Origin of the sequence: Stenotrophomonas sp. GD03654 (assembly GCF_029845105.1) — a bacterium.
Lineage (GTDB): Bacteria > Pseudomonadota > Gammaproteobacteria > Xanthomonadales > Xanthomonadaceae > Stenotrophomonas > Stenotrophomonas africana.
In genome coordinates, this window is sequence record NZ_JAOCLC010000006.1 from 1 (window position 1) to 23,072 (window position 23,072).

The 23,072-nt window shown below is 65.3% G+C and carries 13 protein-coding genes, 1 tRNA gene and 1 other RNA gene; 9 read left to right on the forward strand and 6 right to left on the reverse strand.

The window, feature by feature from the left end; genetic code table 11:
* Window positions 1–176: 176 nt before the first annotated feature.
* Entirely contained in the window at window positions 177–581 is a 405-nt protein-coding gene (locus N5J73_RS03745; RefSeq protein ID WP_049444041.1) for a DUF6165 family protein, read from the forward strand.
* A 48-nt stretch (window positions 582–629) separates the two neighbouring features.
* On the opposite strand, the gene N5J73_RS03750 is transcribed toward N5J73_RS03745, so the two are convergent.
* Window positions 630–1,676: a glycosyltransferase family 9 protein gene (locus N5J73_RS03750; protein WP_164078518.1), complete on the reverse strand. Its 1,047-nt coding sequence runs from the start codon at window positions 1,674–1,676 to the stop codon at window positions 630–632.
* Between the two features lie 20 nt (window positions 1,677–1,696).
* Here N5J73_RS03750 and N5J73_RS03755 point away from each other — a divergent pair, with 20 nt between their 5' ends.
* From N5J73_RS03755 to N5J73_RS03765, 3 genes are read left to right on the forward strand one after another with little or no spacing between them, the layout of a single operon-like run.
* Window positions 1,697–2,446 carry a 3-deoxy-D-manno-octulosonic acid kinase gene (locus tag N5J73_RS03755; RefSeq protein ID WP_049444045.1) on the forward strand — a complete coding sequence of 250 codons (750 nt, stop codon included), beginning with the start codon at window positions 1,697–1,699 and terminating at the stop codon, window positions 2,444–2,446.
* Window positions 2,446–3,216 carry an MBL fold metallo-hydrolase gene (locus tag N5J73_RS03760; RefSeq protein ID WP_279940594.1) on the forward strand — a complete coding sequence of 257 codons (771 nt, stop codon included), beginning with the start codon at window positions 2,446–2,448 and terminating at the stop codon, window positions 3,214–3,216. The genes N5J73_RS03755 and N5J73_RS03760 overlap by 1 nt, the downstream gene beginning before the upstream one ends.
* Window positions 3,213–3,602 (forward strand): nuclear transport factor 2 family protein, encoded by a 390-nt coding sequence (locus N5J73_RS03765; RefSeq protein ID WP_049444049.1) that lies wholly within the window; start codon window positions 3,213–3,215, stop codon window positions 3,600–3,602. Before N5J73_RS03760 ends, N5J73_RS03765 begins: the two co-directional genes overlap by 4 nt.
* A 79-nt stretch (window positions 3,603–3,681) precedes the next feature.
* On the opposite strand, the gene ffs is transcribed toward N5J73_RS03765, so the two are convergent.
* Window positions 3,682–3,778: signal recognition particle sRNA small type (gene ffs, locus N5J73_RS03770), an RNA gene on the reverse strand.
* 300 nt (window positions 3,779–4,078) lie between these two features.
* Between ffs and sugE the strand changes: the two genes are divergently transcribed.
* A complete protein-coding gene (gene sugE / locus N5J73_RS03775) occupies window positions 4,079–4,396 on the forward strand; it encodes a quaternary ammonium compound efflux SMR transporter SugE (protein WP_049444051.1) in 318 nt (105 codons plus the stop codon).
* 359 nt (window positions 4,397–4,755) lie between these two features.
* Window positions 4,756–15,645: an autotransporter-associated beta strand repeat-containing protein gene (locus N5J73_RS03780; protein WP_164078519.1), complete on the forward strand. Its 10,890-nt coding sequence runs from the start codon at window positions 4,756–4,758 to the stop codon at window positions 15,643–15,645.
* 54 nt (window positions 15,646–15,699) lie between these two features.
* Here the strand turns inward: N5J73_RS03780 and N5J73_RS03785 are convergent, their stop codons facing one another.
* Window positions 15,700–16,143 carry a GNAT family N-acetyltransferase gene (locus N5J73_RS03785; RefSeq protein WP_049444188.1) on the reverse strand — a complete coding sequence of 148 codons (444 nt, stop codon included), beginning with the start codon at window positions 16,141–16,143 and terminating at the stop codon, window positions 15,700–15,702.
* A 337-nt stretch (window positions 16,144–16,480) separates the two neighbouring features.
* Here N5J73_RS03785 and N5J73_RS03790 point away from each other — a divergent pair, with 337 nt between their 5' ends.
* Window positions 16,481–16,891, forward strand: a complete 411-nt coding sequence (locus N5J73_RS03790; protein WP_279940596.1) for a DUF3592 domain-containing protein — start codon at window positions 16,481–16,483, stop codon at window positions 16,889–16,891.
* 486 nt (window positions 16,892–17,377) lie between these two features.
* The gene (locus N5J73_RS03795; protein WP_239508846.1) at window positions 17,378–18,172 is read left to right on the forward strand and encodes a hypothetical protein; all 795 of its coding nucleotides are present in this window, start codon (window positions 17,378–17,380) and stop codon (window positions 18,170–18,172) included.
* Window positions 18,173–18,298: 126 nt separating this feature from the next.
* Here N5J73_RS03795 and N5J73_RS03800 read toward each other — a convergent pair whose 3' ends face one another.
* From N5J73_RS03800 to N5J73_RS03810, 3 genes are all read right to left on the reverse strand, one after another.
* A complete protein-coding gene (locus N5J73_RS03800) occupies window positions 18,299–18,631 on the reverse strand; it encodes a hypothetical protein (RefSeq protein ID WP_239503330.1) in 333 nt (110 codons plus the stop codon).
* 8 nt (window positions 18,632–18,639) lie between these two features.
* Entirely contained in the window at window positions 18,640–19,605 is a 966-nt protein-coding gene (locus N5J73_RS03805) for an RHS repeat-associated core domain-containing protein (RefSeq protein WP_239503329.1), read from the reverse strand.
* 1,163 nt (window positions 19,606–20,768) lie between these two features.
* A tRNA-Ser gene (locus N5J73_RS03810) sits at window positions 20,769–20,861 on the reverse strand.
* Window positions 20,862–21,005: 144 nt separating this feature from the next.
* On the opposite strand from N5J73_RS03810, the gene dnaX reads away from it, so the two are divergent.
* Window positions 21,006–23,069 (forward strand): DNA polymerase III subunit gamma/tau, encoded by a 2,064-nt coding sequence (dnaX, locus tag N5J73_RS03815; protein ID WP_049444056.1) that lies wholly within the window; start codon window positions 21,006–21,008, stop codon window positions 23,067–23,069.
* Window positions 23,070–23,072 lie beyond the last annotated feature (3 nt).

Below are 23,072 nucleotides of genomic sequence, written 5' to 3' on the forward strand. Positions count from 1 at the left end.
CCTGTCGGGGCAGTCCCTCAACAGAGGGGCTTGTTCCTCCAGATGCATCCGTAGATCCACGTCATGCGTGGATGCTGTTCCTGCCGAGCTGGACCATCCACGCATGGCGTGGATGTACCCATTTCATCGCGAGCTGCGGGTTAAACTGCCTGCATCACCTGCTGGAGCTTTTTCCCATGACCGCTGAAATCCTCGTCCCCGTTTCATTCGGCGAGCTGCTGGACAAGATCTCGATCCTGCAGATCAAGTCCGAGCGCATCAGCGACGAGGGCAAGCTGGCCAATGTGCGCAAGGAGCTGTCGGCGCTGGAGCAGACCTGGATGGCGCACCCGGCGGCGGTGAAAGACGTCGCCAAGCTGCGTGCCGAGCTGAAGGCGGTCAACGAGCAGCTATGGGACATCGAGGACGACATCCGGCTGAAGGAGAAGGCGCAGGCGTTCGACCAGGGTTTCATCGACATGGCGCGCAGCGTCTACCTGCGCAACGACGAACGCGCGCGCATCAAGAAGGCGATCAACCTGGCGCTGGGTTCGGCGTACGTGGAAGAGAAGTCCTACCAGGATTACGCGCAGCGCGCGTAATCCCGGCCAGGGAATGGATCCACGCCATGCGTGGATGGGGCCCGTCGCTCACCCCAGGTGGTCGGCGACGTAGCGTTCGAACGCGGCGATACCGTCGTCGACGGTGATCAGTTCCATCACATCGTCGAACTCGATCTTGGTGCCCCACTTCAGATCCGCGGCCTGCTTGGCCAGGTACTTGCGCGCGGCATCATCGTAGCGGTCCACGCAGTAGCGGCGGTCGGAATAGGGGCCGCTGCGGTTCGGATTGCTGGCCGCATGCAGGCCCAGTACCTTGGCGCCCATCGCGTTGGCGATGTGCATCGGGCCCGAGTCCGGAGTCATCACCAGATTGGCGCGGGCCAGCAGCGCCGGCAGCTGCTTCAAGGTGTCCTTGCCGACCAGGTCCAGCGCCGGTGTGTGCAGCTGCGCCTGGATGGCATCGGCCATGCTGCGCTCCAGTTCGCTGCGCCCACCGCACAGCACCACCCGCCAACCGCGCTGTGCGGCATGGTTGGCCACGGCTGCATAGCGGTCTGCATACCAGTTGCGGCGCACGTGGCTGGAACAGGGCGAGATCATCAGTACCGGTCGGCCATCGTCCTGCCATTGCGCGGCGGCCCACTCATACGCGGACTGCGGTACAGCCAGGTCCCAGCTGACCTCGGTCTGGCGCAGGCCAAGGGGTTCACAGAAGCTGCTGATGGCGTCCAGCACGTGGATGCCGGGGCGGTCCGGGATGCGCTCGTTGATGAACAGGCCGTGCAGATCCTTTGATCGGCTGCGGTCGTAGCCGATGCGACGCTCTGCGGGAATGAAGGCCGACAGCAGGTTGGCGCGGAACGCCACCTGCATCTGCAGCAGCGCTTCGAAGCGCCCGGGCGGCAGCTGCCTGCGCAGTTCCTTGACCCCGGCCATGCCGCTTTTCTTGTCGTAGGCATGGAAGGTGACGCCGGGCAGGCCGTCGAGCAGCTTGTGGCCGGCCTTGTCGATGATCCAGTGGATCGGCGTGTCCGGGCGTGCGGCCTGCAGGGTGCGCACGAGGGGCACCACGTGGGTGACATCGCCAAGTGCGGACAAGCGCAGGAGGCACAAGGAGGAGGACGCTGATGCCATGTGTTGTTAGACTCAATGAAATGGTCGCATTCGACGCCAATGAAGCGCTGACGCCATGCCGCGAGGGTCGCGGCATCGGGGCCATTCTGTTCGACCGCGAGCGGCTGCGGCAAGCCGAGATCGGCCTGTTCTCGCCCCAGCACTGGGGCAGCAAGGCCCGGCCGGTGGACGAAGGCGGGCGCGGCAGCGCCTGGTTCGTCGATGCGCCGTTCGGTGCCAGCGTGCTGCGCCATTACCTGCGCGGCGGCATGGCGGCCCGTATCAGCCACGACCAGTACCTCTGGCGTGGCGCGGACCGGACCCGCAGCTTCGCTGAATTCCGCTTGATGCGCGCACTGCGCGAGAAAAAGCTGCCGGTGCCTCGGCCGATCGCTGCGTTCTACATGCGCGAGGGCCTTCGCTATCGGGCCGCGATCCTGATGGAGCGGCTCGAGGGCGTGCGCTCGCTGGCCGACCGGGCATTGGTCACCGGCCGGGGCGCCCCCTGGGAGGAGACCGGACGGCTGATCGCCCGTTTCCACCGTGCCGGCCTGGACCATGCCGACCTCAACGCGCACAACATCCTGTTTGATGGCAGTGGCCATGGCTGGCTGATCGACTTCGACCGTGGGGTGATCCGCATCCCGGCCACCGGCTGGCGCGAACGCAATCTCAAGCGCCTGCTGCGCTCGCTGATCAAGCTGCGCGGCGAGCGCAGCATGGAAGACGTACAGAAGGACTACGCGCGGCTGCGCCGCGCCTATGACATGGCCTGGAACCGGGGCACCTGATGGACTGGTCGTTGCGTTTCCTCGGCGTCGGCAATGCGTCGGCGGTCGAGCTGGGATCGCCGATGTCGGTGATCGAGCGGGACGGGCGTCCGTGGCTGACCATCGACTGTGGCGGTGAAGGCCTGACCGCGTTCAAGGCGCACTACGGCCACATGCCGCAGGCGTTGTTCGTCACCCATGTGCACCTGGACCACGTGGCGGGCTTTGAGCGGCTGTTCGTCGACACCTTCTTCAATTCCCACCGGCGCGGCAAGAAGGTGCGCCTGTACGTGCCCGCCACGGTCGTGCCGCTGCTGCACAAGCGTATCGGTGACTATCCGAACGTGCTGGCCGAGGGCGGGGCGAACTTCTGGGATGCCTTCCAGCTGGTCGTGGTGGGCGAGGCGTTCTGGCATGAGGGGGTGCGCCTGGAGGTGTTTCCGGTGCGCCATCACTGGCCGGAGACGGCCTATGGCCTGCGCCTGCAGGGCGCGTTGACCTGGAGCGGTGATACCCGGCCGGTTCCGGAGATGCTGGCCCGCTTCGCCAATGACAACGAACTGATCGCGCACGACTGCGGCCTGCACGGCAACCCGTCGCATACCGGCGTGGACGACCTGGAGCGCGAGTACAGCGCGGAACTGCAGGCGCGGATGATGCTCTACCACTATGCGAGCGTGGCCGATGGCCAGGCGCTGGCCGCGCGGGGGCATCGCGTGGCGCAGCCGGGGCAGTGCGTGCCGCTGGCCACCCCCACTGCACCGCACGTGCTGGCGCAGGATCCGCCGTGAGCGGTGCTGGCCAGCACGCCGACGTGGCGCTGGCCGCCGAACTGGAGGCGCTGGAACGCGCGCTGCATGCGCCGCAGGTGCGGGGTGATCGCGAGTCCCTTGCGGCCCTGCTGGACGAGGATTTCAGCGAGATCGGCAGTTCCGGGCAATGCTACGGCCGTGATGCGGCGTTGCAGGAGATCCCGTTGGAGCGCGCGCAGGTGCTGATCGAATCGGAACAGTACGCGGTGTGGTTGTTGGCCGACGGTCTGGCCCAGGTGCGCTACCGCAGCCGCCATCACGTCGATGGGCAGGCGCAGCGCTGGGTGCTGCGCAGCTCGCTGTGGCGCCGGCAGGGGCAACGGTGGCGCATGGTGTTCCATCAGGGCACGCCCGAGGCACCGTAGCACCGGACCATGCCCGGCAAGGGGCGCCAACCAAGCTTGGTATCTATCAGAGGCGGGGCGTCGCCGCAAAAAGGCGATGGCCCCGCCGGCTGACCTCGGCGCCCGCGTCGATCGATACCGTTGCTGCCTTCCGGCCCTGGCGGGATTTTCGACCTAGCGTCGCGAGGGGCCGACGGGGCCACCATAGAGACGTTGGCCGCCCAGCAGGCGGCCGGTTCACGGATCAGGGGAAGCAGCGCGCGATGCGCCGGAGACCACAGCCGGACTGCACATCGGCTGGCCGATGGCAGACCGCAACTATAGCGCAGGCAGGTACATCGGCGCCAGCTTCACGCACTGAATCGGCTGTAACCCGTTCCCGGCAACGGCGGCCGGGGCTGGCCGCCGTTGCTAGAATGCCGGCCAGGAGGAACGACCTCCCCCGCATCGGGAATCAATGACCAGGACGGCCTGGCCCTACCAAGAGGAGGGCCGTCATGGCCTGGATCTATCTGTTGTTTGCCGGCCTGCTGGAAATCGTCTGGGCCGTGTCCATGAAGCAGTCCGAAGGCTTCACCAGGCTTACCCCCACCGTGGTCACGATCATCGGCATGATCGCCAGCTTCTGGCTGCTGGCGGTGGCCATGCGCAGCCTGCCGTTGGGCACTGCCTACACGATCTGGACCGGCATCGGCGCGGTCGGCGCGTTCGTGGTCGGCATCGTGTTTCTGGGTGAGCAGGTCAGCCCGATGCGGATCGGGGCCGCGGCGCTGATCGTTTCCGGCCTGGTGCTGATGAAACTCTCCAGTAGCTGAATTTATTTACTCATGGCGGGGAATGGATTCTCCGCCGCATGCAGCGATATGCATTTTCGGCAAAACTATTTTGTCCGCCCGTTTTATTTGACGCACGTCATAAAAATAGCGAGCGTGATTCACATGCCGCTGGCGCTGTCGGTCGCACAGTGCCGCCATTCGTCGGGCGAAATCGGGGAGTTTTCGCCTTGAGGGACACGCTGTCGTACCTGTCCCCGGGGTCGATCGCGTGAAGATGTGAAGATTTTCAGGAGTTAATGCCTTCAAACCTTGTTCCCGTATTGGGAGCCGGGGTGGGTCGCATTGTCTCCAAACAACCTGCCAGCTGTGCCATCCGGTCTTTTCATGGAGATTTACCGATGAACCGCATTTACCGTCTGGTTTTCAATCGTGCCCTTGGGGTAATGCAGGTTGCTTCGGAGGTCGCCCAGAATCCTGGCGGAAGTGCGGTCTGCACGGCACGGATGCCGCGATTGCGGGCGCACCAGTTGACGGTTGCGCTGGCGGCCACACTGGCCAGTGGCTCGGCATTCGCAGCGTGCACAGGCACCACCACCGTCGACTGCGACGGTACCACCAACATCAACAACTACTCCAACGCGACCAACGGCCTCACGCTGAACATCGCCTCGGGTGCGTTGCTGCGTACGCCACCGATCGTAGGTGGCGGCAACGCAGCAACGCTGACCGGCGACAACGTGACGGTCAACAACAATGGCACGATCGATCCAAGCTCGATCATCCTCGCCTCTCCCGGCCTGGTCATCGGCAATGGTTCTGCCAACAACAGCGCGATCGTCGTCAACAACAACGCCAGCGGACAGATCAAGGGTGTCGTCAACATCGCAACGCTGCTGGGCTTCGGTGGACAGGCGCTGGTGGCACAGAATGTCAACGGCACCACCACCATCAACAACGCTGGCCTGATCAGCACGTCATTGATCGGTGCAGGTAGCGTTTCCGACGCGACCACGGTGGTGACCTATGGTGGCGCGGCAGCCAACGTGACCAACACAGGCACCATCGACGGGCGCGTCGGCCTGGGTGCTTCTGGAGGCAACGCGTTCCTCAATGCGGGGGCGGTCAGCGGCAGCGTTCACCTGGGTGATTCAACCGGCGGAAATACCTTCACCGCAGTGTCCGGTTCCAGCGTTGTGGCCGGCGGCGGCACCGCGCTTGCCGGTGTGATTACCGGTGTTACCGGGGTAAAGGTTGCGGCTGCGGGATCGGTCGATGCCGGTATCGGTAGCGGTGCCACCAACAACACACTGGTGCTGCAGAACAGCGCTTCCGGTACGGGATCCGGCACCGGTGGAGCGGCGACAACGCTGGGGTGGAACCAGTACCTCAACTTCCGGAAGCTGACCGTCAACAGTGGTACCTGGAACCTGCAGGGCGCATGGACCGGAACCGGACCCACGACACTCAATGACGGTCTGGTCAATTTCAACAATGCCGGTTCCTTCGGCACGGGGCTGTTCACGGCCAACGGCGGCGCCATTGCCGCCTCCACGGCGGGCCTGAGCCTGACCAACGCCTTCAACCTTGGCGGCAACCTTTCCCTCGGCGGGACCAATGCGTTCGGGCTGGGGGGCGTCCTTTCGGGCGTCGGTGGGCTGACGGTCAACAACACCGGCATCGTCACTCTCGGCGGTGCCAACCTGTTCTCGGGCGGGGTCAATCTCAATGCCGGTGGCCTGTTGCTGGGCAATGCGGGGGCTCTCGGCTCCGGCGCCCTCACCGTGGGTGGCACGGCGTCGCTGGACACCACCGCCGCGTTCAACCTGAGCAACAACCTGATCGTCAGCGGGGGCGGCACGCTCAACCTGCTCGGCAACAACAGCCTTGGCCTCAACGGTTCCATCTCCGGCGCCGGCAACCTGGTCAAGGCCGGTCCGGGTACGCTCACCTTGAATGGTGCCAACCTGCTCACGGGCTCCTTCTCGGTCACCGGGGGGGCGCTGGCATTGGGCGCCGGTGGCAGCCTGTCGCCGACGGGCGCGATCTCGGTGGGCGCAGGCACCAACCTGGATCTTTCGCTTGCCACCAACCAGACCATTGGTTCGCTTGCCGGCGCCGGTACGCTCAACCTCGGCGCGCGCAGCCTCACGCTGGGTGGCCTGAACACCAGCACCAGCTTCTCCGGCGTCATCGGCGGTGTCGGTGGCGCGCTCGTCAAGGTCGGTACGGGTACCCAGACCCTGTCTGGTGCCAATACCTTCACCGGTGGCGTCGCGCTCAACGGCGGTGGGCTGCTGCTGGGCAATGCCGGCGCGCTGGGCACCGGCGCACTCAGTGTCGGCGGCAACGTCACCCTCGATGGCACGGGGGCGCTCGCTCTCGCCAACGCGGTCAATCTGGGCGCGGGCAGCATCCTCAATCTGTCCGGAAACCAGGCGCTGACCTTCAACGGCGCGATCGGTGGTACCGGCGGCCTGGTCAAGAACGGCGCGGCCACCCTGACCCTCAACAACGCCAACACGTTTGGCGGAGGGCTGTCGCTCACCGCCGGTGGGCTGGTGCTCGGCAACGGCGGCGGGTTGGGAACCGGCGCATTGAACGTCGGTGGTGCAGTGACGCTTGATGCCAGCTCGGCATTGACCGTGGGCAATGGCATCAACCTGGGGTTGGGTGGTTCGCTCAATGTGCTGGGGGGCAACGCGCTGACGCTGGGCGGCGTGATCGGTGGTACCGGCAGCCTGGTCAAGAACGGTGCCTCCACGCTGACGCTGGGCGGGGCCAACGCGTTCACCGGCGGCCTGAACGTGAACGCAGGCAAGGTGGCGCTGGCCAGTGGCGGCAGCCTGGCGGCAACCGGGGCGGTGAGTCTGGCCGGCGCGGGCGCCGACCTCGACATCTCGCTGGGCGGCAACCAGACCATCGGTGCGCTGTCCGGCGTCGTCGGCAGCACGGTGACATTGGGCAGCAGTACGCTCACCTTCGGTGATGCCACCAACCAGACCTTCGGCGGTGTGATCGGCGGCACCGGCGGCCTGGTCAAGCAGGGCACCGGCGTGCAGACGCTGACCGGCGCCAATATCTTCAGCGGTGGAGTGAATCTTGCGGCCGGTGGCCTGGTGCTGGGCAACGCCGGTGCGCTGGGAAGCGGTGCGCTGACGGTCAGTGGCAACGGTTCGCTGGATACCACTGCTGCGCTCAACCTGGGCAATGCGATCAACCTCGGTGCAGCGCTGACCCTGCCGGGCAGCCAGAACCTGACCCTGGGTGGCAACATCACCGGTACCGGCAGCCTGGTCAAGAACGGCGCATCCACACTGACCTTGAACGGTACCAACACCTTCAGCGGTGGACTGAACGCAAACGCCGGCGGTCTGCTGCTGGGCAACAGTGGAGCGCTGGGTACGGGGGCGCTGAGTGTCGGCGGGATTGTTTCGCTGGACGGCAGTGGCCCGCTGAACCTGGCCAATGATGTCGTGCTCGGCGGCGGCGCCTTGCTGACACTGCCGGGCACGCAGGCCATCACCCTGGGCGGCGTGGTGTCCGGCGCGGGTGGCCTGGTGAAGAACGGCGCCACCACGTTGACCCTCAATGGCGGCAACACCTTCGGTGGCGGGCTGACCGTCAACGGCGGCGGCGTGCTGCTGGGCAACGCCGGCGCGCTGGGCACCGGTGCATTGTCGGTGGGGGCCAACACCACGCTGGACAGTTCGGTGGCGCTGAACCTGGCCAACAGCGTGAACCTCGGGACCAGTGCCGTACTGAACCTGCTGGGCAACCAGAACGTGTCGCTGGATGGGGTCATCAGCGGCACTGGCGGCCTGGTCAAGAACGGCGCGGCGACACTGGCATTGAATGGGCCCAACACCTTCAGCGGAGGTGTCGGCCTCAACGCAGGCGTACTGCAGCTGGGCAATGCGCAGGCGCTGGGTACCGGGCAGCTGGATGTGGGTGGCAACGCTTCGCTGGATGCAGCATCGGCGCTTACCGTAGGCAACAACATCGGCCTCGCTGCCGGTGCCAACCTCTCCGTGCTGGGCAGCAATGACCTGACGCTGACCGGTCCGGTATTCGGTGCGGGTGGGTTGATCAAGGACGGCCCAGCGCGCCTCACGCTGTCCGGCGCCAACACCTTCGGCGGTGGTACCACCGTCAACGCCGGCACGCTGGCGCTGGGAGCCGGCGGTAGCCTTGCCGCGGCCGGTGCGGTGGATCTTGCTGGCGCCGGTGCGACGCTGGACATCTCCGCAGCCGCCACGGCGCAGACCATCGGCGCGCTCAACGGCGTCGCAGGCAGCCAGCTGGCGCTGGGCGCGCAGTCGCTGACCTTTGGCGGCGCCAGCAACGGCAGCTTTGCCGGTGTGATCGGAGGCACCGGCGGTTTGGTCAAGACCGGCACGGGCGTGCAGACGCTGTCCGGTGCAAACACCTTCAGTGGCGGCCTTGCGCTCAATGCGGGTGGCCTGATTCTCGGCAACACCAGCGCGCTTGGTACGGGTGCGCTGGCCATCGGCGGAACCACCACGCTCGACAGCACCGTGGCGCTGAACCTGGCCAACGCGGTGAACTTCGGTGCCGGCACCCAGCTTACCCTGGGCGGGACCAATGACGTTGCGTTCGGAGGCGTGCTGAGCGGCAACGGCAGCCTGGTCAAGAACGGCACCGGCCTGCTGACGCTCAACAACACCAATACGTTTGGTGGCGGCCTGACCTTGAACGGTGGTGGCCTGGTGGTCGGTGCGGATGGTGCGCTTGGTACCGGCGCGCTGGCGGTGAATGCCAGTACCACGCTGGATGCCGGCGCTGCAGTGACGCTCGGCAATGCGGTCACGCTGGGCTCGGGCGTTGCACTGACGTTGCCGGGCAGCAATGCGTTGACGCTGTCGGGTGTGGTCGGAGGCAACGGCAGCCTGATCAAGAACGGCGCTACCACGCTGACCCTGTCCGGTGCCAACACCTACACCGGTGGTACCGCCATCAATGCCGGCACGCTGGCGCTGGGCACGGGCGGCAGCCTGGCTGCGGCGGGTGACGTCACGCTGGGCGCAGGCGCTGGCTTCGATATCTCCGGCGCCGGCAGCAACCAGACCATCGGTGCACTCAACGGAGCGGGTGGAAGCACGCTGACGCTGGGCGGCAATTCATTGACCTTCGGTACCGCCGGCAACGCCGCATTCGATGGCGTGATCAGCGGCGGTGGCGGTCTGGTCAAGGTGGGCGCGGGCGTACAGACATTGTCCGGCGCCAACACCTTTGCCGGCGGTGTGACACTGAACGCAGGTGGACTGGTACTCGGCAATGACGCAGCGCTGGGCTCCGGTGCGTTGACGGTCGGCGGTGTCGCCACACTGGATACCACCGGCCTGGCAACGCTGGCCAACAACATCGCGCTCAACGCCGGGCTGACCGTAATCGGGACCAATGCACTGACGCTCAACGGCGTCCTTTCCGGTACCGGCAGCCTCACCAAGAATGGCAGCGCAACGCTGACCTTGAATGGCATCAATACCTATACCGGTGGCACCAACATCAACGCCGGCACGCTGGCGCTGGGGGCCGGTGCCAGCCTGTCAGCGAGCGGTACCGTGAACCTCGCCACCGGTGCCACGCTGGATCTATCTGCCGGCAGTGGCACGCAGCAGTTCGGAACCCTGATCGGCAACGGTACGGTGAATCTCGGCGCCAACTCGATCGAGGTCGGCGGTGCCACCGATGGCACCTTCAGTGGCTCGATCGCAGGGACCGGTGGCCTGACCAAGGTCGGTGCCGGCATCGAGACGCTGACCGGTGCCAACACCTATACCGGCGGCACTTTCATCAATGCCGGTACCCTGGCGATCGGCCCCGGCGGCAGTCTGGCCGCGACCGGTGCGGTGACGCTCAATGCGGCGGGCACAGGCTTCGATATCTCCACTGCCGGCGCCAATCAGACCATCGGGGCGTTGAATGGTGTGGCGGGCTCGACGGTGAGCCTGGGGGCGCAGACGCTGACCCTGGGCGGCGTTGGCAACAGCACTTTCGATGGCGCGATCTCCGGCACCGGCGGCCTGGTCAAGAATGGCGTCGGCATCCTCACGCTCGGCGGGGCCAACCTGTTCAACGGCGGCGTGGCATTGAACGGTGGTGGGCTGGTGGTCGGCAACAACGCTGCGCTGGGTAGCGGCGTGTTGAACGTCGGTGCCGATGCGACGCTGGACAGCAGCCTGGCGGTGACGCTTGGCAATGCCGTCAACCTCACTGCTGGTGCCAACCTCAACCTGCTCGGCAGCAACGCGCTCACGCTGGGTGGCGTCATCAGTGGTGGCGGTGGCTTGATCAAGAATGGTGCGGCCACGGTGACCCTGACCGGTGCCAACACCTACACCGGCGGTACCACCATCAACAGCGGCACGCTGGCCATCGGTGCCGGCGGCAGCCTGGCTTCCACCGGCGCAGTGAATCTTGCCGGTGCCGGCACGTTCGACATTTCGGCGGGCAACCAGGCCATCGGTTCGCTGGCTGGCGTCGCCGGCAGTACGGTGGCGCTGGGCGGCAGCACGCTGACCCTGGGCGGTGCCGTTGACAGCACCTTCAACGGTGCGATCAGTGGCAATGGCGGCCTGGTCAAGAACGGCGCGGGCGTGCAGACGCTCAACGGCGCCAGCACCTTCAGCGGCGGCGTCGCACTCAACGCCGGTGGCCTGGTGGTCGGCAACAACGACGCGCTCGGTAGCGGTGCGGTGACCGTGGGCGGCAACGCCACACTGGATTCGAACACCGCGATCACGCTTGCCAACAACTTCATGCTCAATGCCGGACTGACTGTGCTGGGCAGCAACAACCTCACCCTCAACGGCATCCTCAGTGGTACCGGCTCACTGACCAAGGAAGGTGCCGCGACGCTGACCTTGAATGGTGCCAACACCTATACCGGCGGTACCTTCATCAACGCTGGCACCCTGGCACTGGGTGCTGGCGCCAGCCTGGCCTCCACGGGCACCGTCAACCTGGCCACGGGCGCGACCTTCGATCTGTCAGCGGGCAGCGGCACGCAGCAGTTCGGTACCCTGATCGGCAGCGGTACGGTGAATCTGGGCGCCAACACATTGACGATCGGAGGCCCTACCGATGGCACCTTCAGTGGTTCGGTGGCCGGCTCCGGTGGCCTGATCAAGGAAGGTTCGGGCACCCAGACGTTGACCGGTACCAACACCTTCACCGGTGGCACCACCATCAACGCCGGCACGCTGGCGATCGGTGCCGGCGGCAGCCTGGCTGCCACGGGTGCGGTGAACCTGGCCAATGCCGGCACCGCCTTTGACATCAGCGCGGGTGGTGCGCAGGCGATTGGTTCGCTGGCAGGCGTGGCGGGTTCGACAGTGGCGCTGGGCGGCAGCACGCTGACCCTCAATGGCGTGGGCAATACCACGTTCGCCGGCACCATCGGAGGGGCCGGTGGCCTGGTAAAGAACGGCGCAGGCATCCAGGGCTTGACGGGCGTCAACGTCTTCACCGGCGGCGTGACTCTCAATGCCGGTGGCCTGCTGCTGGGCAACGACGGTTCGCTGGGCACCGGCGCGCTGACCGTAGGCGGCAACGCCAGCCTGGACGGCACCGGCGCGCTGACACTGGCCAACACCGTGCAGCTGGCCGGCGGCACGCTGACCCTGGCCGGCAGTAATGCGCTGACCTTGAATGGCCCGATCAGCGGTGCCGGTGGCCTGCTGAAGGATGGCGCGGCGACGGTGACCCTGGGCGGTGCCAGCAGCTATACCGGCACCACCACCATCAACAGCGGCACGCTGGCGGTAGCAGCCGGCGGCAGCCTGTCCGGTGCCAGCACGGTGAACCTGGCCGGTGCTGGCACGCTGGATATCAGCGCCGGTGGCAACCAGAGCATCGGCGGCCTGGCCGGTGTGGCCGGCAGCACGGTGGCGCTGGGAGGTGCAACGCTGACTACTGGCGGCAACAACGCCAGCACCTTGTTCGCTGGCGTCCTCAGTGGCACCGGCGGCCTGGTGCAGGGAGGTACCGGTACGCTGACCCTGAGCGGCGACAACACCTACACCGGCGGTACCACCATCAACGGTGGCAGCACCCTGCAGATCGGCAACGGTGGCAGCACCGGTTCGGTGCTGGGCGACATCACCAACAACGGCAGCCTGGTCTACAACCTCGGCACCACGGCAACCGTGGGTGCGGTGGTCAGTGGCAATGGCGGTCTGACCCAGGCCGGCAGCGGCACGCTGGTGCTGACCGGCAACAACACCTACACCGGTGGTACCACCATCAATGCCGGTGGCACATTGCAGATCGGCAACGGCGGTGCGACCGGTGCGATTGTTGGTGACATCACCAACAACGGCGCGCTGGTGTCCAACGTGGCAGGCAACACCACGCTGGGCGGCACCATCAGCGGCAGTGGCGGCCTGACCCAGGCCGGTGCCGGCACGCTGACCCTGACCGGCAACAACACCTATACCGGCGGCACCACCATCAATGCCGGTGGCACCCTGCAGGTGGGCAATGGCGGTGCGACCGGTGCGATCACCGGCAACGTTGCCAACAACGGCAGCCTGGTATTCAACGTGGGCGGCAACACCACGGTCGGCGGCGCGATCAGCGGCAGCGGTGGCCTGACCCAGGCCGGTACCGGCGTGCTGACCCTGGTCGGCAACAACACCTACACCGGTGGCACTACCATCAATACCGGCGGTGCGCTGCAGGTCGGCAACGGCGGGGCAACCGGCGCCATCGCCGGCGACATCACCAACAATGGCGCGTTGATCTCCAACGTGGCCGGCAACACCGCGCTGGGCGGCACCATCAGTGGAAGTGGCGGCCTGACCCAGGCCGGCAGCGGTACGCTGCTGCTGACTGGCACCAACACCTACACCGGCGGTACCACCATCAACGCCGGCGGCACGCTGCAGCTGGGCAATGGCGGTGCGACGGGTTCGATCGTCGGTGACATCACCAACAACGGTTCGCTGGTGTCCAACGTGGCCGGTAACACCACGCTGGGCGGCACCATCAGCGGCAGCGGCGGCTTGACCCAGGCCGGCAGCGGCACACTGACCGTGACCGGCAACAACACCTACACCGGGCCGACCACGATCAACGCGGGCGGTACCCTGCAGGTGGGCAATGGCGGCGCGACCGGTGCGATCGGTGGCAGCGTCACCAACAACGGCAATCTGGTGTTCAACGTGGCCGGCAATACCACGGTCGGTGGCGCCATCAGCGGCAGCGGTGGCCTGACCCAGGCCGGTAGCGGCACGTTGATCCTGGGCGGCAACAACACCTATACCGGTGGCACCACCATCAACACCGGCGGCACGTTGCAGGTTGGCAATGGCGGCGCCAGCGGTGCGATCGCCGGCAACGTCAGCAACAACGGCAGCCTGGTCTTCAACGTGGGTGGCAACACCACCGTCGCCGGCACCATCAGTGGCAGCGGTGGCCTGACCCAGGCCGGCAACGGCACCCTCACGCTGACCGGCAGCAACACCTACACCGGCGGCACCACCATCAATGCGGGTGGCACGGTGCAGGTCGGCAACGGCGGCGCCAGCGGCTCGATCACCGGCAACATCACCAACAACGGTGGCCTGGTGATCAACACCGGTGGCACCACCACCCTGGGCGGCTCCATCAGCGGCGGCGGCAGCATCGTGCAGGCCGGTCCGGGCAGCCTGAACCTCGGCGGCAACAGCGGTGGTTTCAGCGGTACCGGCCAGGTCACCGGCGGTGGCCTGAATGTCACCGGCAACATCGGCGGCCAGTGGACCATCGGCAGCGGCACCACGCTGTCCGGCACCGGCACCATCGGGGGCACTGGCGGTGGTGTGACGGTATCCAGCGGTGGTGTGCTGTCGCCGGGGAATGGCCCGGGCAACGGCAGCGGTGCGGGCAATGGCACCGGCACGATCACAGTGGGCGGCAACCTGACCCTGTCGCCGGGCAGCACGCTGGGCATCGATCTGGGCGCTACCGGCAGCGATACGGTACAGGTGGGCGGCAGCGCCAACGTGGGTGGCAGCACCGTAAAGGTGAACACCATCTCGCCGAGCACCAGCTACCAGCAGGGACAGCAGTACACCGTGATCAATGCGGGTGGTGGCGTGAGCGGGCAGTTCGCCTCGGCGACCACACCGTCGGCCTTCCTGACCATCACCCCGGTCTATACCGCGAACACGGCCAACCTGCAGATCGACGTGGCGCAGACCGCAGCGTTCACCACGGTGGCCAACACACGCAACCAGTACAACACGGCCGCGGCGCTGGACAGCCTGCCGCAGAGTGGACCGGCGCTGGGCCTGTACAACACGGTGCTGATGTATGACGCCGGTACCGCGCGTAGCGCATTCGACCAGCTGTCCGGTGAAGTGCATGCGGCCAGCCGCGCGGTGCTGCTGTATGACAACTATCTGGAAGAAGGCATCCGCCAACGTCTCGGCAGCGAACTGCCGACCGTGCGTGGCGAGCGTGCCTCGGCCTGGCTGGCCGGCAGCGGCAAGGTCTTCAAGCAGGATGGCGACGGCAACGGCGACGACATCCGCTCCAATCGCAATGCGCTGATGGCGGGTGTCGACTGGCAGCTGGGGGAACATGTGGTGCTGGGTGCGGCCGCAGGCAACGAGCGGCTGGATACGCGCCTTTACGATCGCAGCTCGAGGGCCCGCCTGCGCGGCAATACGTTCGGCCTGTATGCGCAGGGCCAATGGAACAACGGCTTTGCGGTGGGTGGCAGCGTGTCGCGCGGTGATTACCGCACGCGCACCACGCGTGAAGTGCCGCTGCTGGGGCAGACCCTGTACAGCCGCCAGGATTCGGATGTGACCATCGCGCAGGTGGAGGGCAGCTGGACCTGGACCCATGGCAAGACCCAACTGCAGCCGTATGTGCAGTTCACCAAGCACTGGGTCGACAGCGATCGTGCGGTGGAGCAGGGCGGCACTGCAGCGCTGGTGCTGGAAGGCGGCAAGGACACGCTCAATGTCAGCACCGTGGGCGTGCGCGGCCGTTGGGACGTGGGCAGCGGCGAGCGCTTCCCGGCGCAGCTGACGGTTGGCCTGGGCTGGCAGCATGCATCGGGTGATACCGATGTGGCCAGCCGCAACCGCTTCGCTGTGGGTGGCAATGCCTTCGACGTCTACAGCGCGGTGATGGCACGCAATGCGCTGGTCAGCCAGGTGGGCGTGGCGGTGGGCCTCGGCCGCAACAGCCAGCTGTCGATGTTCGTGCAGGGCCAGCATGGCGATGGCCGCCGCGACGTGGGCGGGCAGATCAACCTGCGCGTGGGCTTCTGAGGAGAGTGGGGCGACGTTGGATCCACGCCTGCGGATCCAGGGCGGTGCGGAGGGCTAGAACCTCCGCTCCATCTCCACGGCATCGATCCCGGCGCCGTGGCCATCGGGCACGATCCGCGTCACCTGGAAGCCCAGGCCGGCATAGAAGCCTTGGGTGTGCTGGCTGGTGCTGAGCGCGATGCGCTTGATCGAGGGATCCGCTGCAGCCTGGCGCAGGCGTGCCAGCGCCAGTTCCTGGCCCAGTCCATGCCGGTGCAGCGCGCGCTGCACCATGCCCCAGCAGAAACCCGCACTGCCGTCGCCGCGTCGCGACAGGCCGCCACAGGCCACGATGCTGCCATCTCGCTCGATGACTTGGAATGCACAGTCTAAGGCCTGTTCTTGCAGAAAGTGCTCAAAGTCGCTGCGCTCTCCGGGCGCGAAGTAGGTGGGCACGTTGCTGTCGAAAATCGACAGGCAGGCGCTGGCATCGGCGGGGCGGTAGAGGCGGAGGTTCATGGAAAATGCCATGGCGTTGCCCGGGCGCATTTCAACCGTCCAGACGTTGTCCTTCACAAGGGGTATCGCACGACGAGGCCGTAGGGGGCGCCGAAGTGTTCCAAGGTGCGTGGAGCGGAGTCGATCTTCTCACGGATGATTTCGCCCAACTCGATGACTGTGCGGAACACAGGCGCCTGTACCAGACGGGTGCGTCGGTGGCGAGGCGCATGCGGCCGCGATGGCGTGCAGCGGGGCGCGGCGGCTTCTGGGCTATGCTTTCGACACGTGGGACTGACCGCGCGGCAGGATCCGCCGGCCCCATTCGTCTTCCTGCCTGCAACGGAGCTGCCCAGCGATGCCCGACCCTTCTCTTTCCCGGACCGCCCAGGTCATGCGCGGTCTGCTGTTTGGCGCGGTGGGGCTGTTGATGCTTGCCGTGGCCGCCTTCGAAGTGACGCATTGCCTTGAGTTCCTGCAGATCGCGCAGGCCGTCGATGGCCAGGTCGAGCGCCTGAACGCGGGCGGATCGCATCCGCAGATCGCGTTCACCACCGCGACCGGCCAACGCGTCTCCTACCCGCAGGGCGGCATGATCTTCGGCTATGAGCCTGGACAGCCGGTACGCGTGCTGTACGATCCGGCGCAACCGCGCCTGGAGCCGGTCCTGGATACGTTCGGTGCGCTGTGGGGAATGACGGTCGTGTGGATGCTGCTGGGGCTGGCGTTCGTCGGCGTCTGCGTGCGGGGACTGCTCCGGCGCAGGTAACTCGCAGCGGATCGCGCGCTGTCGCCGGGCGGACCGTTGGACCTGCCCCGGCGGCAGGGCCTGTTCAGTTCGGTAGTACCGCCAGCCAAATAAAAAAAGCCGCCCATTGGGCGGCTTCTTCATTTATCTGGCGGAGAGAGGGGCCAATTTTACGATCCAATTAAGTCCTATATTCTCCTATCTTATTGATATTGAACATCTTTTCAGTCCTATGCCGTGCTATGAAATCCAGTCCAATCGGACTTCTTTGTATGGGAAACAGTATGGGACATATTTGATGGCTCGCCCGCTAAACCGACTCACCGCACGGGCAGTTCAAACACTCACCATTGCCGGCTATCACGCCGATGGTGGTAGCCTTTACCTGCTGATCAAGCACTCGGGCACCAAGTCCTGGGTTCTTCGCTATCGGCGACAGGGACGACTTCGTGAGATGGGTCTTGGGGCCGTCCGCCTTTTGGCTTGCAGGAGGCCCGTGCAGTTGCATTGGAGCAGCAGAAACTCTTAGCCCTAGGAAAGGACCCCATTGAAGAGCGACGTTGCACCCGCGTTGTCGGTGCGACGTTTGGCGAAGCGGTGGACGCCTACATTCAATCCCATCGAAAGGGCTGGAAGAACCGAGCCCAGGCGGACCAATGGCATCAGTCTCTACGCGACTACGGCCCGGCCAGGGAGATGGCGGTTTCAGCCGTGACTACGAACACGGTCATGGCCTGCCTCTCGCCCATCTGGACGACCAAGACAGTGCCGGCCACCCGTGTGCGTGGGTTGCCGGAGTGGCTGGCCGTTGTGCAGTCGGCGCTGCTCAACGAATCGGCCACGTTGTTCCGCCGCAGGTACTACACCAACGGCTCGCATGCCGGGTTTATCCTCTACATGACCGATCCGCAGCCGGAGGGCATGGACGTGGACGCCTTGCGTGAAGCGCTGCGGGACTCGCGTGGGCCGGGCAATTTCCGCAACCTGTTCATGCATTCGCCCAATGGCAAGAAGGATGGATTGCAGCTGATCCCGATCAGCGAAGTGGCGGCCAAGGATGAGTTCACCGGCATCAAGCGTGTGACTCGTGATGACATTCTGGCCGCGCTGCGCATACCCCCGCAGCTGCTGGGCATCGTGCCGCAGAATGCCGGTGGCTTCGGCTCGATTCGGGATGCGGCCACAGTGTGGGCGTCGATGGAACTGGCACCCCTGCAATCGCGGTTGGCCATGGTCAACGAATGGATCGGGGAACAGGTAATCACTTTTGCCCCCTTCGAAATAGAACGTTCAGTGAACTGAGTGCCTATCCCTGAAGGGGCGAGATCAAGCTACTGCTTCAGTCGAAGCAGGGGCGACAGGGACAAGGTCAATACCTGTCGCCCTTGGGGGGCGATCCCAGAGCGAGTAGCCGCGGCTGCATCGAACTTAGTTCCAGATCACGATGGTTCCATCTGGACTATTCAACTGCATTGCCTCTGGGCCAGAGTAGCCGTCGTCACTTAAGTCGACTGTGAGTGTGACCCCTCTAGAAAACTGCGCAACCATTGTCTCGTGATCGAACCGACAATCCTCCAGCACCAAGCTCAGCGTTGAGGGCGGAGGGTTCTGCGCAATGCCATCGCTATGGAGGCTGAAAGAGTTGTAGATATGCAGCTCCCAGCCATCGTCCGTACCCATCGTAGCCATGCCATCTTCCATCCCCAGTGTCACATTTTTCCCGATCAATGGCCGGAGGGTTTCCGCCTGGTGGTCGATCATGTTCAGCCCTATCTGACTGGGAAGTGGGACTTCGAATTAGGTAGCGTTTTCCCGGAGAGCGGATCTACGCCTTGCTTTCCAGCATTCTCGTACTTGATATAGCCAGCTGGATATCCAGGACTGTTTCCCCTGGGAGGGGTTGGGTCCATCATCCGCATGGTGGCTACTTGCCCATTACTGCCTCCGGCACCCCCAGTAAATGCGACGCCGGTCTGTTTTCCTGCGGGGTTGATGACCGGAGTTGGTCCGCTCGCCCCTGTGGGTACCGGAAATGCTGTCCCGTTCGACGAGATGACGTAGCTCGGGCCAGAAGGTGTCGTCGGGGCAGCGGCAGGAGTTGGCGCAGAGGGCGCTGCTGGTGCTGGTGCTGGTGCTGGCAGGGCCAGTGGTTGCGCCGAATTAATGGAGCCAGACATTGCCGATGCAACGGCAGGCCCAACAACTGGCGTCGCACGCACAATCGCTGTTGTTACCGCAAGTGCTGCGGGGCCGAACGTATCATACGCCGAGGGTGTGTTCGCCACCGAGTCGGCATGTCTCTCCGCCGCCCGTTCCTGGCGACCATCAGGATCGACGAACCTATAGGGATTGCCCGCAGCGTAACGATAGCGGTTGAAGGCGGAGCCCGGTTTGTCGTTTGGTGAGACGGGATCTACAGAGAGAAAGAGTCCTAGTTGGGGATCGTAGTAGCGCTGCTGCATGTAGCTCAGTCCAGTGGCAGCATCGCTCACGTGCCCTGTGTATCCCGGCCCATCCGTAACCTGCCCGCCAACAACGCCGCCATAGGGTTCATAGTCATAGCGCTTGATCACGTTGCCACTTTCATCGGTTTCAGCAACGACCGAGCCAAGTGCATCAGTGTGGATGTAGGTGACCGTCTGAGCAGTTGCGATTGGCGGCAGTGCCAAGCCCACCAGCAGCAGCCAGCAGAGCCAGACGCCCAAGGCGCTCAGCTTGCCGAAATGCGTTCTCATCCCCTTTCGGCGGGCCGACGCGCGGCACGCAATTCTCTCAAGCCGTTCCATCCCTCCAATCCCTGAAAGAGCCTTCCAGCAAGGCTTTGTCTTCATATCACAGTCCCCGTCGGCGTGACGACCGAAGTTGGCGCCAGGAGGGGGGGCGGGCAGGTCTTCAGGGGGCGTCGCGGCGGGTAGGCTGTAACACCGGTAACACCTGTGCCACACCTTGGTCGAGATCGGTGGCGGCGGCATAACCATTTGATTTAATTGGAATGTTCGACTGGCGTAACACCTGCCACACTTGTAACACTGAAAAACATCAATGTCGGAAACTATTGTTGGAATGTGGGTGTCAATCTGACGGCAGAGATGACTGGAAAGCGCTGTGCCACAAGGCATTCCAAGGAAACTGTTGGCAAATCTGCTGGTGCGATGCCTGATACACGTTTCCTGTTACAGACCCTCAATTCATAGCGTTCCTGAAACATTGTAAGTAGTGGGTGTTTTCTTCTTGGACGCTATTGGATGCCTCGTTTTCGCCACTCCCTGTCCACTGCAAATCTGGTCTCCATCTGGCCGCTCAGTGCCCCGTCAAAAACCCCCTTGGGTGCAGGGATTCGCAGGGTTCGGCATGCCCTCTCAATGCCCCCCGACAGCCATGCTGGGCCTGTTCTTGTCCCGTGTGCAGGTAGTGCAGAAAAAGCACCCTATGAAGTGCGCAGGCGTGGCGGGGAGACGAGTGCGCACGCCGGGGTAAGCACGGCGCTGGGCCCCAGCGCCCTCCCATCTGCTCCACTGCCTCTCAACCGCTTCTACTGGCGCTGACGCGCAGCGCGTAGCAGCTCCTTGCGTTGGTGGTTTGCCTGGGCGCTGATGCTGATACGCGCGCTCATGGCCTTGCGCACGCGCCTCCTCATTTCGTTACGGTTGTCAGAGGTGGTGGCGAGGGAGCGGCGCACTTAGCGATGCACGCAGGCTGGTCACCTGAAACTGCTTGCGTGCACCCTCGCATCTCCAAGTGCTGCCGTCTTGCTGACTACCTGGAGTGCCGTCCAAACGCGCAGGGCGCGCTGCTGCGAGGCCAGCAATCAACGGATTGACGAAGTATGGGGCGAGGTATGGGGCCACATACGAACCCAAGAAAAAAGCCCCTGAAATCAGAGGCTTAGTTCGTAACTTGGCGGAGAGAGGGGGATTCGAACCCCCGAAGCGCGGTTTAGACGCTTACACACTTTCCAGGCGTGCTCCTTCAACCACTCGGACACCTCTCCGGATCCCTGCCATCGGCAAACGCCTCAGCAGGGGCGCAGATTCTAGCGGGCTGCGCGGCACTTCACAAGCACCCCGGCCAGGAACCTGCGAAAGCTGTGCCGGAGGCGAGGGGGCTGGACAGGCATGGCACAATGGAACATCCGATGGAAAACGGTGGCCTGATGTCCTACCTCGTCCTTGCCCGCAAGTGGCGTCCGAAGCGTTTTGCCGAGCTGGTGGGCCAGGAACACGTGGTCCGTGCGCTCAGCAACGCGCTGGACAGCGGCCGGGTCCACCACGCGTTCCTGTTCACCGGTACCCGCGGCGTGGGCAAGACCACCATCGCGCGCATCTTCGCCAAGTCGCTGAACTGCGAGCAGGGCACCAGCGCCGACCCGTGCGGCCAGTGCGCGGCCTGCCTGGACATCGACGCCGGCCGCTACATCGACCTGCTGGAAATCGATGCCGCGTCCAACACCGGTGTGGATGACGTGCGTGAGGTGATCGAGAACGCGCAGTACATGCCCTCGCGTGGCAAGTACAAGGTCTACCTGATCGACGAAGTGCACATGCTGTCCAAGGCGGCGTTCAACGCGCTGCTGAAGACGCTGGAAGAACCGCCGGAGCACGTGAAGTTCCTGCTGGCCACCACCGACCCGCAGAAGCTGCCGGTCACCGTGCTGAGCCGCTGCCTGCAATTCAACCTCAAGCGCCTGGACGAGGATCAGATCCAGGGCCAGATGACGCGCATCCTGGCGGCAGAAGAGATCGAGGCCGACGGCAGTGCCATCGTACAGCTGGCCAAGGCCGCTGACGGTAGCCTGCGCGACGGCCTGTCGCTGCTGGACCAGGCGATCGCCTATGCCGGCGGCGCGCTGCGCGAGGACGTGGTGCGCACCATGCTGGGCACGGTCGACCGCACCCAGGTGGCGGCGATGCTCGATGCGCTGGCCGAGGGCGATGGTCCGCGCCTGCTGCAGGTGGTGGCTGCGCTGGCCGAATTCTCGCCGGACTGGAGTGGCGTGCTGGAAGCATTGGCCGAAGGCCTGCATCGCATCCAGGTGCAGCAGCTGGTACCGGGTGCCGCAGCGGCCGCTGAAGGCCTGGACGCGACGGTGTTCGCCGAACGCCTGCGCCCGGAAGTGGTGCAGCTCTGGTACCAGATGGCCTTGAACGGCCGTCGTGACCTGCCGCTGGCGCCGAGCCCGCGCGCGGGATTTGAAATGGCCGTGCTTCGCATGCTGGCGTTCCGACCGGCCGCAGCGGTACCGCCGGTGCCGAAGGCCGTCGACGGTGCGGTGGGTGGCACGCCGGGCGGTAACGCTGCCGGTGGTGGCACCGGTGCCGGTAGCCACGAAGCGACGCCGGCCGCTGCCGCCGCTTCGGCCAGCCCGGCCGTGGTGGCGCAGGTGGCCGCTCCGGCGCAGGCCGCGCCGCGCGAACCTGAACCCGAACCTGAGCCGGTCCCGCAACCCGACCCCGACCCTGAGCCGACGCCGGAGCCCGAGCCGGTCCCGGTGGAAGAGCCGGTGTCACCGCCGCCGGTGAAGGCCGAAGCCGCAGCGCCGCCGTCCGTTGAAGCAGAAGCGGGCGACGACCTGCCGCCGTGGGCCACCGACGAAGCAGAGGCGCGTGACGAGGCGCTGGCAGCCGAGATGGCTGGGCCGGACGCCGCCATGGTGGCGCCCTGGCATGAACCGCCAGCTCCCGTCGCGGCTCCCAGCGAGCCTGCACCGTCCGAGCGCCCGTTCCGCACCGAAGGCATTGCCATCGCGCCGGCCGAGCCCGCGCCAGTGCAGGAGACTGCGCCGCTGGAAGGTGTCAGCGATCTGGCCAGTGCCGAGGACTGGCTGGATCTGGTCGCCAACAGTGGCCTGAGCGGCCCGTCGCGGCAGCTGGCGGCCAACGCTGCCTTCATCAGTTGCCAGCACGGGACCTTGAAATTGGGCCTTTCGCCCGGATTTGAGTACCTGCGCTCGGAGCGTGCGCTGGCTGCCCTGGGCGAGATGCTGGAGAAAGCCCTTGGCCAAGCGCCGAAGATCGTGGTCGAGACCGTGGAAATCGAGCACGTTCCGGCCGAGACCCTGCATCAGCGTGCCGACCGCCAGCGTAGTGAGCGGCAGCAGGTGGCAGAGGCTGTTTTCATGGACGATCCGGAAGTGCAGGTGCTGATCCAACAGCACGGCGCCCGGGTTGTTTCCGATTCCATCCGTTCTTTTGACGAGTAAGAC